The following is a 12,817-nucleotide window of genomic DNA, read 5'->3' on the forward strand; positions in this document are numbered from 1 at the left end:
ATTAATTACCCAGTATTGCAGGCAGACGCAGACCCTGCTGCTTTGCCCAGTCGAGCGCTTCTTCATAGCCCGCATCGGCATGGCGCATGACGCCGGTAGCCGGATCGTTCCAAAGCACTCGACCGATGCGCTGGTCGGCATCTTCCGTGCCATCACAGCAGATGACCATGCCCGAATGCTGGGAGAAGCCCATGCCGACGCCGCCGCCATGATGGAGCGAGACCCAAGTTGCGCCCGATGCAGTGTTGAGCAGCGCATTGAGCAGCGGCCAGTCGGACACCGCATCCGAGCCGTCCTTCATGGCTTCGGTTTCGCGGTTTGGCGAAGCAACCGAGCCTGAATCGAGGTGATCGCGGCCAATGACGATTGGTGCTTTCAGTTCGCCATTGCGGACCATTTCGTTGAAAGCGAGGCCGAGGCGGTGACGATCACCGAGGCCAACCCAGCAGATGCGGGCTGGCAGGCCCTGAAACGCGATGCGTTCTTTCGCCATGTCGAGCCAGTTGTGCAGATGCTTGTTGTCCGGCAGCAGTTCCTTCACCTTGGCATCGGTCTTTGCGATATCTTCTGGATCACCGGAAAGGGCTGCCCAGCGGAAAGGCCCAATGCCACGGCAGAACAGCGGGCGGATATAGGCAGGCACGAAGCCCGGGAAGGCAAATGCGTCTTCCAGACCTTCTTCAAGCGCCATCTGGCGGATGTTGTTGCCGTAATCGACCGTTGGAATGCCAGCATTCCAGAAGTCGAGCATGGCCTGAACCTGCACCTTCATCGAAGCGCGGGCAGCCTTTGCAACGCCCTTCGGATCGCTCTCCTGCTTGGCGCGCCATTCAGCAACGCTCCAGCCGATTGGCAGATAGCCATGCACTGGATCATGTGCCGAGGTCTGGTCGGTCACGATGTTAGGGCGCACGCCGCGCTTGACGAGTTCAGGATAGATTTCTGCTGCGTTGCCGATGAGTGCAATGGATTTGGCTTCACCTGCCTTGGTCCATTCGTCGATCTTTGCCAGAGCTTCATCAAGGCTGTGGGTCTTTTCATCGACATAACGGGTACGCAGGCGGAAATCGGCGCGAGTTTCGTCGCACTCAACCGCAAGGCAGCTTGCACCGGCCATAACGGCTGCGAGAGGCTGAGCGCCGCCCATGCCGCCCAAGCCGCCGGTCAGAATCCACTTGCCCTTGAGGTTGCCGTCATAATGCTGGCGACCAGCTTCCACGAAGGTTTCATAGGTGCCTTGAACAATGCCCTGTGCACCGATGTAAATCCACGAACCGGCGGTCATTTGGCCATACATGGCGAGACCCTTCTTATCCAGTTCGTTGAAATGATCCCAGGTTGCCCAATGCGGCACGAGATTGGAATTGGCGATCAGAACGCGCGGCGCATCCTTGTGGGTACGGAATACGCCGACCGGTTTGCCCGACTGCACCAGCAGGGTTTCGTCGTCGTTGAGCGTCTTCAGCGTTGCAACGATACGGTCGAAATCGTCCCATGTGCGGGCTGCGCGACCAATGCCGCCATAGACGACCAGCTCATGCGGGCGCTCGGCAACGTCCGGGTCGAGATTGTTCATCAACATGCGCAGGGGGGCTTCGGTGAGCCAGCTCTTGGCGTTGAGCTCGGTGCCGCGTGGAGCGCGAACGTCGCGTTCATTATGACGTGGGTTGGACATGATTTCCCCTTTTCGGACTTAGATCTTGGCAGCGATCTGTTCGAGACGCTGCAATAGGTTTTTGAGATGGACGCGGAGCGGTTCGGCCTTGGCTTCGTCGTATGCGAAAGGCACGGCCTCGGTCGCCAGATGTGTGGATTGCGCCAGCTCCATCTGGATGGCGTGGACGCCGGTTTCGGGCTTGCCATAGTGGCGCGTCGTCCAGCCGCCTTTGAAACGGCCATTAAGGATGGACGTGTAGCCGGTGGCACCTGCGGTCACTTCCACGGCAGCGGCTTCGATCTTTGGATCGCAGGTCTTGCCGAGGTCTGTGCCGATGTTGAAATCCGGCAGCTTGCCTTCAAACAGGAACGGGATATGTGAGCGGATCGAGTGGCAATCGTAAAGGATCGCTACGCCGTGGATTGCTTTCACGCGTTCAATCTCGGAAGCCAAAGCATCGTGATAGGGCTTGTGAAAACGGGCAATGCGATCGGCAATATCGGCTTCTTTCGGTGCTTCGCCGTCTTTCCAGATGGCAGTACCGTCGAAATCGGTATCCGGGATCAGCGTCGTCGTGTTCTGGCCGGGATAGAGGCTGACGCCTGCCGGATCGCGATTGGCATCGATGCAATAGCGATGAAAGGTGGCGCGGACTGTCGTGACATTGTCCAGCAGCCCGTCATAGAGCTGATGGATATGCCAGTCGGTGTCGGCAAGAATACGGCCATTATCATTGAGCCGTGCCCAGATGTCTTCCGGCACGTCTGTTCCGGTGTGCGGTAGGCCGAGAATGACGGGTGACGAACCCTGATGGGTTTCAAATGCGCTCATATCAGGCCTCCAATGCAGGCAGGATATTGGCGCTGATGCTGGCAACGAACGAGCCGTCGGCGATGATGGCGCTTGCGCTTGCCAAATCGTTTGCCATGTAGCGATCAACTTCGAGTGTCGGCACATGCGCGCGCAGAACGGCGGTAGCGTTTTTTAGTTCAGGGCTGGTTTCGAGCGGGCCACGCAATTCAACGCCGAGCGCGCCGGTCAATGCTTCAATGCCGATGATTGCATTGAGGTTTTCAGTCATCTGCAACAGGCGGCGCGCGCCATGGCAGGCCATGGAAACGTGATCTTCCTGATTGGCGGAAGTTGGCGTGGAATCAACCGATGCCGGATGCGCCATCTGCTTGTTTTCGCTCATCAGTGCAGCCGAAGTGACTTCCGCAATCATTAGACCCGAATTAAGGCCCGGCTTTTTTGCAAGGAAGGCTGGGAGGCCGAAGGAAAGCGCCGGATCAACCAGGAGCGCAATGCGACGCTGGGCAATTGCACCGATTTCGCAGACAGCAAGCGCGATCTGGTCAGCTGCGAAAGCAACTGGTTCGGCATGGAAGTTGCCGCCGGAAACCACACTGTCATCGGAGAGGACGAGCGGGTTGTCGGTGACGGCATTGGCTTCGATTTCAAGTGTGCGTGCAGCTTGGCGCAGAATGTCGAGACAGGCACCATCGACCTGCGGCTGGCAGCGGATGCAATAAGGGTCTTGTACGCGCTGGTCGCCCTCAAGATGGCTCTCGCGAATGACCGAACCAGCCAGCAGATTGCGCAGTGCTGCAGCCGTATCAATCTGGCCCTGATGGCCGCGCAGGGTGTGAATATCCGGATGGAACGGAGCAGTTGAACCCATCGCCGCATCGGTCGAAAGTGCGCCGGTGATGAGGGCTGCCTGAAGCGCACGATGCGCGCGAAACAGTCCAGCCAGTGCCAATGCGGTTGATGTCTGTGTGCCATTGATGAGTGCGAGACCTTCCTTCGCAGCCAGAACGACGGGCTTGAGGCCTGCTTTCTTCAGTGCTTCAGCAGATGGCAGGCGTTCGCCCTGATAGAAGGCTTCACCTTCGCCGATCATGGCCGCTGCCATATGAGCGAGCGGTGCAAGATCGCCAGAAGCGCCGACTGAACCCTTGGCCGGGATCATCGGGATAACGCCTTTTTCGAGCATGGCTTCGATGAGGGTGATGAGTTCCAGCCGCACACCCGACGCACCACGGCCAAGCGAAATGAGCTTGAGCGCCATGATGAGGCGCACGATATCTTCGCTCAGCGGTTCACCCACGCCACAGCAATGCGACAGGATCAGATTGCGCTGAAGCGTTGCCACGTCTTCGGGCGCGATGCGGATAGAGGCGAGCTTACCAAAGCCAGTATTGATGCCATAAACCGGTGCATCGCCAGCTGCGATTTCGGCGATGCGTGCCGCAGCCTTTTCAACACCAGCATGGAATGACGGATCAATGCGAACGGCGAGGTTTTCGCGATAGATTTTCTCGATTGTTGAGAGTGGAACGCTGCCGGGCTTCAATATGAGGGACATGGAAAACTCCATTGGGGATATGAATTAGATCTGGCCTTTGAAAACCCGCTTCCAGAGCGGGTTGAAGCCAATGCGGTAAACGAGCTCTGCCGGACGCTCGACGCTCCAGATGGCGAGATCAGCATCCTTGCCGACTTCAAGCGTGCCGGTTTTGTTAAGCACGCCAAGGGCACGGGCTGCTTCGCGCGTGACGCCTGCAATGCATTCATCGACCGTCATGCGGAACAGGGTTGCACCCATATTCATGGTGAGCAGAAGCGAGGTTAGCGGCGAGGTGCCGGGATTGTTGTCGGTGGCGAGAGCCATCTTGGTGCCAGCTTGGCGGAAAAGCTCGACCGGCGGCTTTTGCGTTTCGCGAATGAAATAATAAGCACCGGGAAGCAGAACTGCGACAGTTCCGGCCTTGGCCATAGCGGCTGCACCTTCGGCATCGGTATATTCGAGATGATCGGCAGAAAGCGCATCATATGAAGCGGCAAGAGCTGCGCCATGCAGATTGGAAAGCTGGTCTGCGTGGAGTTTGACCTGAAGGCCATGCGCCTTTGCGGCGTCGAAAACGCGGGCGATTTCATCCGGCAGGAAGGCGATGCCTTCGCAGAACCCGTCCACTCCATCGGCGAGATTTTCGTTCGCAATGGCAGGCAGCATTTCGTTGACGATTTTATCGATGAAAGCCGTTTTATCGCCATTCATTTCCGGCGGGAGGGCATGAGCGCCCAAGAAGGTCGTACGAATAGCAACGTCGCGTTCATGCCCAAGACGCCGAGCCGCACGCAATGACTTTGCTTCGCTGTCCGTATCGAGACCATAACCCGATTTGACTTCAACCGTCGTCACACCTTCAGCAATCAGCGCATCGAGGCGGGGCAGGGTTTCACGGACCAGATCATCTTCGCTGGCTGCACGCAGGTTTTTAACAGAGGAAACAATGCCGCCGCCCGCGCGCGCAACTTCTTCGTAAGTGGCACCATTCAGGCGCAGCTCAAATTCATGCGCACGATTGCCTGCGTGGACCAGATGCGTGTGACAGTCGATCAGACCGGGCGTGATCAGGCGGTTTTCGCAGTCAATCTTCTCAAGCGAGGCATATTCAGCGGGAAGATCAATTTCAGCGCCGACATAAGCGATTTTGCCATCCTTGACGGCAATTGCTGCAGCTTCGATCAAACCAAGTCCATCTGCCTTTTCCGATAGAGTGGCGATGCGTGCCTGCGTTAAAACGAAGTTCGATTTCTGTGTCATGAGCGTTTTCTCGCTTCCCCTGGTTTTCAATAATGTATATACATATTAACGGAACCGCCAAGAGAAAAAATGCATCCAATCGCGATCTGTTGAAAAACGGGTGTGCAAATTGAGCGGAATGAGGAGCTTCATCGAATGTCAGCCGCAGTCCCAACAACGCAATTTATCCATGCTGGTCAGGCGCTTTTGCAGACGGGCTGGGCAGAGGATGTGCGGCTTGGTTTAGCTCAGGGAAAAATTGCTTCTGTGGAGATTGGCGTTGAAGCCAAAACGGGAGACGAGCGCTATAAGGTGATCGTAGCGGGGATGCCAAACCTCCACAGCCACGCGTTTCAATATGGCATGGCTGGCCTTGCTGAACGGCGCGGCCCATCGGCTGACAGTTTCTGGAGCTGGCGCGAGATCATGTATAAGTTCGCGCTGACCATGACGCCGGAACAGGCGGAAGCAGTCGCATTGCGGCTTTATGTCGATATGCTGGAAGCCGGTTTTACACGCGTCGGTGAGTTTCATTATCTGCATCATGATCGCGACGGCACACCTTACAGCAATATCTCGGAAATGGCGGATCGCATTGTCTCGGCAGCGCAAACGGCTGGCATCGGGCTGACCCTGTTGCCGGTGCTTTATGCGCATTCGAGTTTTGGCGGTGCCGATCCCAATGAGGGGCAGCGCCGTTTCATCAACGATCAGGAGAGTTTTGCGCGCCTGATCGAGGGCTGCGAGAGGGCTCTTTCTGGCTTCGATGGTGCTGTGCTTGGCGTGGCGCCGCACAGTCTGCGTGCTGTCACCCCGGATGAGCTGACATTTGCGGCATCGCTGTTGCCCGGCGCACCGGTGCATATTCACATTGCCGAGCAGGTTAAGGAAGTGGAGGACTGCATTGCGTGGTCCGGACAGCGACCTGTTGAATGGCTGCTTGACCATCAGGAATTGTCGTCGCGCTGGTGCCTTATCCACGCAACGCACATGAGTGACGCGGAAACTGTGCGCATGGCTCAGGCTGGTGCGATTGCCGGTCTTTGTCCGGTTACGGAAGCCAATCTCGGCGATGGCACGTTCAATGCCACCGTGTTTGATGCCAATGGTGGCCGTTTCGGCGTTGGGTCCGATTCCAATGTGCTGATCGGCATTGGCGATGAGTTGCGGCAATATGAATATTCGCAGCGTTTGCTGCATCGAGCGCGCAATGTGCTGGCGAAAAACGAAGGCTCGACCGGACGAGCCTTGTTTGATGGTGCATTGGCAGGCGGCAATATTGCTATGGGTCGCGAAGGCGATGGTTTGAGACAGGGTGCTTCGGCAGATTTTGTATCGCTTGATGTTGAGCGTCTGCCCCATGCAAAGGGGGATGCGGTTCTCGATGGCTGGATTTTTGCCGGTCGTGCGCGTGCCTCTGATGTGTGGGTGCGCGGCGTGAAACAGGTGGAGGGCGGACATCATCGCTTGCGCGATGCGGCAGAGCGTGCTTTCCAGAAAGCAATCGGCGAATTGCTGAACTAATAAATGGGGCGAGCGGGACGTGCAGGACAATCCATCCGGAAAAGACGAGCCGACATTATCGCTGCATCAGCGTATTCTGGATGATATTGAAACGCGCATTATTTCTGGCGAATGGCAGCCCGGTCATCGCATCCCGTTCGAGCACGAGCTTACCGAGTATTATAATTGCTCGCGCATGACCGTGAACAAGGCGCTGACGCAGCTGGCAAAAGCCGGTCTGATTGAACGAAAGCGCCGTTCGGGCAGCTTTGTTTCCTTCCCGCAGTCACAAGCCGCTATTCTCGAAATCCACGATATTCGCGATGAGGTTGCAGCGCTTGGGCAGCCTTATCGTTTTGACCTGCTGAAACGAAATGAGCGGTTGAGCGGCCCTGCCGATGCGCGTCATATCGACATGCCACGACACACGCCGCTGGTCGAACTAGTTTGCCGTCATTATGCAGGGAAGCGGGTCTTTGCGTTGGAAGAACGCATTATCAGCCTTGATGCTGTGCCGAGCGCGGGAGAGACCGATTTTGCAGAGCAATCACCCGGTCCGTGGCTTGTTTCCTGCGTGCCTTGGAGCAATGCGCAGCATTCCATCCGTGCGGTTGTCTCAACCGAGGAAAACGCTGCGACGCTTGGCGTGCCTGTCGGTTCGCCTTGTCTTGTCGTTGAGCGCCAGACGTGGAATGCCGATCAGCCGGTGACGCATGTACGCTTCACTTATCCGGGCGATAGTCATGCGCTGGTGGCAAAATTTACGCCGTCGCAGAGCTAAATTTAGCGATGTAATGTAACGTTATTACGCTTTTGGAGGCTTCGCACATAGTGGCCGCTAAAATGATAATGCGCAGAATCCCTTGGACCACTTTCCGCATAATGTGATTCATAGAGAAGTTCTGGTTATGCATAATGCCAAAACTTCTCTATCTGTTTGTTTTTACGCACTATCTTACGCAAAACCGCTTCGTACTTTTGCTGGAAATGCTTAAGAAAAAAGCCGCCGCAGGGGAAAGCGGCGGCCAAGTTGCGGCTCGATCTGGGTGGTGATCAGGCCGCGCGTTTAAGCGCATCTCCGATCATGGAAACGATTGTGTCGATCTGTTCTTTTTCCACGATGAGCGGTGGCGAAAGCGCGATCACATCGCCGGTGACGCGGATCAGAAGACCCTTCTTGAAGCAATCGACAAAGACATCGTAAGCGCGTGCGCCGATGGCGCCTTCGCGTGACGACAGTTCGATTGCGCCAACGAGGCCGAGGTTGCGGATGTCGATGACATTTGGCGCGCCCTTCAGCGAATGAAGCGCGTTCTGCCAATGCTCGGCCAGCTCTGCGCCGCGGGTCAGAAGACCTTCTTCGGCGTAGATTTCAAGCGTGGCAAGACCGGCAGCACAGGCAACCGGATGGCCGGAATAGGTGTAGCCGTGGAAGAGCTCGATGGCGTTTTCCGGGCCGGTCATCAGCGCATCATGCACTGTGCGGCTGGCAAAGACAGCACCCATCGGGATTGCGCCGTTGGTGAGGCCCTTGGCGGTGGTGACGAGATCAGGCTTTACGCCGAAATAATCGACAGCAAATGGTGTGCCGAGGCGTCCGAAGCCGGTGATGACTTCGTCATAGATCACCAGAATGCCGTGCTTGTCAGCGGTCGCGCGAATGCGTTCGAGATAGCCCTTTGGCGGAAGTACAACACCGGCAGAGCCGGACATTGGTTCGACGATGACAGCGGCAATCTTTTCTGCGCCGTGCAGCTGAACCAGACGTTCCAGATCGTCGGCGAGTTCAATGCCGTGTTCAGGCAAGCCCTTGGAAAATGCATTGCGGCCAATATCGAGCGTATGGCGCATATGATCAGCAGGAATCTGCGGGAAGACGCGGCGGTTGTTGACGAGGCCGCCGACAGAAATGCCGCCGAAGCCAACGCCGTGATAGCCTTTTTCACGACCGATGATGAGGGTACGGGTGCCCTGACCAATGGCGCGCTGATAGGCGATGGCGATCTTCAGTGCGGTATCGACCGATTCCGAGCCGGAATTGGTGAAGAACACGCGATCAAGCTTGGCATCCGGGCCGCCGGGCGCAATGGCTGCGAGCTTTTCGGCAAAGTCGAAAGCAATGTTGTGGCCCATCTGGAAGGTCGGCGCGAAGTCCATGGTCGAGATCTGGCGCTCGACAGCCTGGGTGATCTGCTTACGCCCATGACCGGCATTGCAGCACCAAAGGCCAGCCGTGCCATCCAGAACCTGATGGCCGTCGACATCAGTGTAATACATGCCCGAAGCGCTTGCGAGCAGGCGTGGAGCGGCCTTGAACTGGCGGTTCGCCGTGAACGGCATCCAGAAGTTATCAAGACTTGGCGCGTTGGTGTTGTTAAGCATTAGAACCTCCTATTTTGAGAGCAGGAGGACACGCTTTCCTGAGGGCAACAAGTCCTTTTCTTCAGAAATTTAAGCCATTGAAATTATGTGCTTTGAAACGGAAGTTTGTGATATATCGAACATCATAAACAATAAGGGGAACCGTCGATGAGCATCGATATCGGAGGCAGGCTTCGCTATGTGCGAATGCGGCAGAATCTGTCTCAGCGAGAGCTTGCAAAACGTGCTGGCGTGACCAATTCCACCATATCGCTGATCGAAGCCAATCAGTCCAATCCGTCGGTTGGTGCATTAAAGCGCATTCTGGATGGAATTCCTATCGGAATGGCCGAGTTTTTTGCGCTTGAGCCGGATGCGCCGCACAAGGTCTTCTATCAGGCGGATGAACTGGTGGAGATCGGCAAGGGGCCGATTTCTTATCGACAGGTGGGCGACCACCTCTTTGCCCGTTCGCTGCAAATCCTCAAAGAGCGCTACGAGCCGGGATCGGATACCGGCAAGGTTCTGCTCATGCATGAGGGCGAGGAGGGGGGCATCGTCATTTCGGGTCGCATCGAAGTGACGGTCGGTAGCGAGCGCCGAATCTTGGGGCCGGGCGATGCCTATTATTTCTCAAGCAAGCTGCCACATCGGTTCAAATGCGTGGGGCCAGTAGCCTGCGAAGTGGTGAGCGCCTGCACACCACCGAGTTTCTGATGTGTCAGCCAAAGCGCCTATAGTGGCACGACCCATGAGCGCTTGATCTGCTGCATCGGGATTTCGGATTTTATGTTCCGAACGCCCTTTATCTTGCCGATATATTCCATCTGGAATTTTCTGAAACCTTCCAGATCAGGCGTAATGACGCGCAGCAGAAAATCGCAATCACCTGCCATCAAATGGCATTCCACAATCTGCGGCAGCTTTTCAATCGCCTTCACAAAACTTGTGACAGTCTCTTCGTCCTGACCGGTCAACCATATGCGCACATAAACGGTGAAGCCCATTCCGAGCTTCGCAGCATCGACCAGTGCGACATAGCGTTCGATGAAGCCTGCATCTTCCAGCTGCTTCACCCGGCGAAGGCACGGGGATGGGGATAGGCCAACACGTTCGGCAAGTTCGGTGTTGTTAATCTTGCCTTCCTGTTGGAGCACCCGAAGGATGGCACGATCAATTGCATCAATTGATGTTGGCATTATAATGCGCCTAATGACAAATTGTTGATATTTACAGCCAATATTTTGTGTATGGAGAGTGTAAAAGCAACAATAATCTGCGCGAATTGACGTATTTTCCCGGTTCGGAATGAGCGCATTGTTGCTCTTCAAAAAGGAAATAGTCGATGCGTAGTATGGATTTTGTCGAGGGGCAAAGCGGCGTCTCCCGGCGATCTGAAGGCCTGCGTGGCCTGCGGGAAGCCATTCCCGTCTGTCTGAGTTTTGTTCCGTTCGCACTGCTCTTGGGCGCACAGGCCACACAAAAGGGGCTGAGCCCGGTTGAAGTGCCGATGATGACCGGCCTGAATTTTGGCGGAGGTTCGGAATTTGCTGCCATTGGACTTTGGACGTCGCCGCCGCATATCCTGCTGATTGTCGCGATCACATTTCTGGTAAACAGCCGACATTTCCTGATGGGTGCAGCGCTTGCGCCGCTCATCAAGCATTTGCCGAAGCGCAAGGCATTTCTGGCGCTATTCTTCATGTGCGACGAGAGCTGGGCGCTTGGTCTTGCCGATGCGCGCAAGTCGGGAAACCGCTTCAGCATTCGCTATTATTTTGGAGCCGCACTCGGCCTTTACGCAACCTGGATTGTCTTCACGACTATAGGTGCGCTGGTTGGTCCGGTTCTGGGTGATGTGAAACGCTTCGGTTTCGATATGGCGTTTCCAGCAGTCTTTATCGTTATCCTTGCCAGCATGTGGAAGGGACCGGTTGCCGCTCTGCCATGGCTGGTGAGCCTTATCGTTGCGGGCGTAACCTATCTGAGCGTTCCTGGCGCCTGGTATGTGCCAGCTGGTGTTGTGGCGGGTCTTATCGTGGCCTGGAAGCAGGCGAAGCCAGAATGATGATCGACCCTATTCACGCTCTGACCATATTGCTGATGGCGACGGTCACTTACATGACCCGCATCGGCGGTTATATTTTCCTGCGCAATCGCACTCTGAGTCCGCGGGCGCAAATGCTGCTGGAAAGCGCGCCCGGCTGCGTGCTGATTAGCGTTATCGCGCCGGAGTTTTTTACCGGCAAACCAGCGGATATGATTGCGCTTGCGCTGACAATTGCCGCCGCAACGCGGTTTCCTATGCTTGTAACGGTCGTGGTGGCAATCGCATCAGCCGGGCTTCTGCGCCATCTCATTGGCTAGGGCGATCTTTGTGCGCCAAGAGAAAATGCCTATGCGGGGAAATCAGTCCACTGGACTGATTTCTGGTTTCGCTTCCTCGCCACCGTGATTTATGCGTAGCGCGCGATACTAAGGTCGTCGGCACGGATATCCGGCTTATTGCCGGAGATGAGGTCGGCGAGCAGCTTGCCCGAGCCCGGACCCATGGTCCATCCAAGTGTGCCGTGGCCTGCATTGATAAACACGTTGTCATAGCGTGTTGCACCGATGATCGGCGTTGAATCCGGTGTCATTGGACGCAGGCCCGACCAGAAGGTCGCAGCCTTGAGATCACCGCCCGGGAACAGGTCGCTCACCGAGAGATCAAGTGTTGCGCGACGTGCAGCAGGCAGGTCTTTGGTGAAGCCGGAGACTTCGGCCATGCCGCCTACACGGATACGGTCGCCAAGGCGGGTAATGGCAATCTTGTAGCTTTCATCAAGCACGGTCGAGACAGGTGCCAGCTCTTCATTGATGATCGGAGCGGTGATCGAATAGCCTTTGACCGGATAGATCGGAGCATTCAGGCCAAGCGACTTGACCAGAGCGGGCGTGTAGCTGCCCAGTGCCACAACATATCGATCGGCCGTCAGAACGCCTTCCGAGGTTTCAACGCCCGACACCTTGCCGCCAGAGATCAGCAGCGATTTGATGTCGACGCCAAAGCGGAATTTGACGCCGAGGCCTTCGGCGATTTTGGCGAGTTCATTGGTGAACTTGAAGCAATCGCCGGTTTCATCATGTGGCAGGCGCAGGCCACCGACGAACTTGTCTCTGGCACGGGCCAGAGCAGGTTCAACCCGCACGCAATCTTCACGGTCAAGCACTTCAAACGGAACGCCGTCCTGACGCAGAACTTCGATATCCTTGCCGATGCCGTCGAGCTGATATTGCTCGCGGAACAGCTGCAAGGTGCCCTGTGTGCGCTGGTCATATTGAATGCCGGTTTCCTCGCGCAGAGCGACAAGGCAATCGCGGCTATATTCGGCCACACGAACCATGCGGGTTTTATTGACCTTGTAGCGGCTCTCGGTGCAGTTCGCGAGCATTTGCAACAGCCAAGCGTACTGCTTCGGATCTGTGGTCAGGCGCAGAACCAGCGGCGCATGTTTCTGAAACAGCCATTTGGCAGCTTTCAATGGAATGCCGGGTGCTGCCCATGGCGATGCATAACCCGGCGAAACCTGTCCGGCATTGGCGAAGCTGGTTTCCAGTGCAGGGCCTTCCTCGCGGTCAACGACAGTGACTTCATGGCCAAGCTTGGCCAGATAGTACGCGCTGGTGACGCCGATGACGCCGCTGCCGAGAATGGTGATCTGCAT

Annotated in this window: 13 protein-coding genes; 6 read left to right on the top strand and 7 right to left on the bottom strand. The window is 56.3% G+C overall.

Translation table 11 applies throughout. The features are described from left to right. Position 1: 1 nt before the first annotated feature. Genes hutU through hutI form a run of 4 tightly spaced genes read right to left on the bottom strand, consistent with a single transcriptional unit; the run spans position 2 to position 5,267 of the window. A complete protein-coding gene (hutU, locus tag QSJ70_RS00140; protein WP_285534419.1) occupies positions 2 to 1,675 on the bottom strand; it encodes a urocanate hydratase in 1,674 nt (557 codons plus the stop codon). An 18-nt stretch (positions 1,676 to 1,693) separates the two neighbouring features. Further along, positions 1,694 to 2,488, bottom strand: a complete 795-nt coding sequence (gene hutG, locus QSJ70_RS00145; protein ID WP_285534420.1) for an N-formylglutamate deformylase — start codon at positions 2,486 to 2,488, stop codon at positions 1,694 to 1,696. Between the two features lies 1 nt (position 2,489). Beyond that, positions 2,490 to 4,025: a histidine ammonia-lyase gene (gene hutH, locus QSJ70_RS00150; protein ID WP_285534421.1), complete on the bottom strand. Its 1,536-nt coding sequence runs from the start codon at positions 4,023 to 4,025 to the stop codon at positions 2,490 to 2,492. A gap of 24 nt (positions 4,026 to 4,049) precedes the next feature. Next, positions 4,050 to 5,267 carry an imidazolonepropionase gene (gene hutI / locus QSJ70_RS00155; RefSeq protein ID WP_285534422.1) on the bottom strand — a complete coding sequence of 406 codons (1,218 nt, stop codon included), beginning with the start codon at positions 5,265 to 5,267 and terminating at the stop codon, positions 4,050 to 4,052. Between the two features lie 135 nt (positions 5,268 to 5,402). On the opposite strand from hutI, the gene QSJ70_RS00160 reads away from it, so the two are divergent. The 3 genes from QSJ70_RS00160 to QSJ70_RS00170 all read left to right on the top strand — a co-directional run bounded on the left by QSJ70_RS00160 (position 5,403) and on the right by QSJ70_RS00170 (position 7,802). Next, positions 5,403 to 6,770, top strand: coding sequence for a formimidoylglutamate deiminase (locus QSJ70_RS00160; RefSeq protein ID WP_285534423.1), 1,368 nt, complete (start codon positions 5,403 to 5,405; stop codon positions 6,768 to 6,770). Positions 6,771 to 6,789: 19 nt separating this feature from the next. After that, a complete protein-coding gene (gene hutC, locus QSJ70_RS00165; protein ID WP_285534424.1) occupies positions 6,790 to 7,530 on the top strand; it encodes a histidine utilization transcriptional repressor HutC in 741 nt (246 codons plus the stop codon). A gap of 134 nt (positions 7,531 to 7,664) precedes the next feature. After that, positions 7,665 to 7,802 (top strand): hypothetical protein, encoded by a 138-nt coding sequence (locus tag QSJ70_RS00170; RefSeq protein WP_171380199.1) that lies wholly within the window; start codon positions 7,665 to 7,667, stop codon positions 7,800 to 7,802. On the opposite strand, the gene aptA is transcribed toward QSJ70_RS00170, so the two are convergent. Further along, entirely contained in the window at positions 7,803 to 9,131 is a 1,329-nt protein-coding gene (gene aptA, locus QSJ70_RS00175) for an omega-aminotransferase AptA (RefSeq protein WP_007876210.1), read from the bottom strand. It lies immediately after the preceding gene. Between the two features lie 147 nt (positions 9,132 to 9,278). On the opposite strand from aptA, the gene QSJ70_RS00180 reads away from it, so the two are divergent. Next, the gene (locus QSJ70_RS00180) at positions 9,279 to 9,827 is read left to right on the top strand and encodes a cupin domain-containing protein (RefSeq protein WP_007876209.1); all 549 of its coding nucleotides are present in this window, start codon (positions 9,279 to 9,281) and stop codon (positions 9,825 to 9,827) included. Positions 9,828 to 9,844: 17 nt separating this feature from the next. Here QSJ70_RS00180 and QSJ70_RS00185 read toward each other — a convergent pair whose 3' ends face one another. Next, positions 9,845 to 10,309, bottom strand: coding sequence for an Lrp/AsnC family transcriptional regulator (locus QSJ70_RS00185; RefSeq protein ID WP_079212180.1), 465 nt, complete (start codon positions 10,307 to 10,309; stop codon positions 9,845 to 9,847). A 155-nt stretch (positions 10,310 to 10,464) separates the two neighbouring features. Here QSJ70_RS00185 and QSJ70_RS00190 point away from each other — a divergent pair, with 155 nt between their 5' ends. Both QSJ70_RS00190 and QSJ70_RS00195 read left to right on the top strand, forming a co-directional pair. Beyond that, positions 10,465 to 11,178 carry an AzlC family ABC transporter permease gene (locus QSJ70_RS00190; protein WP_007876205.1) on the top strand — a complete coding sequence of 238 codons (714 nt, stop codon included), beginning with the start codon at positions 10,465 to 10,467 and terminating at the stop codon, positions 11,176 to 11,178. Continuing rightward, the gene (locus QSJ70_RS00195) at positions 11,178 to 11,477 is read left to right on the top strand and encodes an AzlD family protein (protein WP_064322441.1); all 300 of its coding nucleotides are present in this window, start codon (positions 11,178 to 11,180) and stop codon (positions 11,475 to 11,477) included. The genes QSJ70_RS00190 and QSJ70_RS00195 overlap by 1 nt, the downstream gene beginning before the upstream one ends. 89 nt (positions 11,478 to 11,566) lie before the next feature. On the opposite strand, the gene QSJ70_RS00200 is transcribed toward QSJ70_RS00195, so the two are convergent. Beyond that, the gene (locus tag QSJ70_RS00200; protein ID WP_007876203.1) at positions 11,567 to 12,817 is read right to left on the bottom strand and encodes a D-amino acid dehydrogenase; all 1,251 of its coding nucleotides are present in this window, start codon (positions 12,815 to 12,817) and stop codon (positions 11,567 to 11,569) included.

The organism is Brucella sp. NBRC 12950 (assembly GCF_030268145.1).
GTDB lineage: Bacteria > Pseudomonadota > Alphaproteobacteria > Rhizobiales > Rhizobiaceae > Brucella.

What these genes read in the sequence shown, in the direction of transcription:
- hutU (WP_285534419.1), bottom strand. Translation starts at nt 1,675, where the DNA reads ATGTCCAACCCACGTCATAATGAACGCGACGTTCGCGCTCCACGCGGC.
- hutG (WP_285534420.1), bottom strand. Translation starts at nt 2,488, where the DNA reads ATGAGCGCATTTGAAACCCATCAGGGTTCGTCACCCGTCATTCTCGGC.
- hutH (WP_285534421.1), bottom strand. Translation starts at nt 4,025, where the DNA reads ATGTCCCTCATATTGAAGCCCGGCAGCGTTCCACTCTCAACAATCGAG.
- hutI (WP_285534422.1), bottom strand. Translation starts at nt 5,267, where the DNA reads ATGACACAGAAATCGAACTTCGTTTTAACGCAGGCACGCATCGCCACT.
- QSJ70_RS00160 (WP_285534423.1), top strand. Translation starts at nt 5,403, where the DNA reads ATGTCAGCCGCAGTCCCAACAACGCAATTTATCCATGCTGGTCAGGCG.
- QSJ70_RS00170 (WP_171380199.1), top strand. Translation starts at nt 7,665, where the DNA reads ATGCCAAAACTTCTCTATCTGTTTGTTTTTACGCACTATCTTACGCAA.
- aptA (WP_007876210.1), bottom strand. Translation starts at nt 9,131, where the DNA reads ATGCTTAACAACACCAACGCGCCAAGTCTTGATAACTTCTGGATGCCG.
- QSJ70_RS00180 (WP_007876209.1), top strand. Translation starts at nt 9,279, where the DNA reads ATGAGCATCGATATCGGAGGCAGGCTTCGCTATGTGCGAATGCGGCAG.
- QSJ70_RS00185 (WP_079212180.1), bottom strand. Translation starts at nt 10,309, where the DNA reads ATGCCAACATCAATTGATGCAATTGATCGTGCCATCCTTCGGGTGCTC.
- QSJ70_RS00190 (WP_007876205.1), top strand. Translation starts at nt 10,465, where the DNA reads ATGGATTTTGTCGAGGGGCAAAGCGGCGTCTCCCGGCGATCTGAAGGC.
- QSJ70_RS00195 (WP_064322441.1), top strand. Translation starts at nt 11,178, where the DNA reads ATGATCGACCCTATTCACGCTCTGACCATATTGCTGATGGCGACGGTC.
- QSJ70_RS00200 (WP_007876203.1), bottom strand. Translation starts at nt 12,817, where the DNA reads ATGCAGATCACCATTCTCGGCAGCGGCGTCATCGGCGTCACCAGCGCG.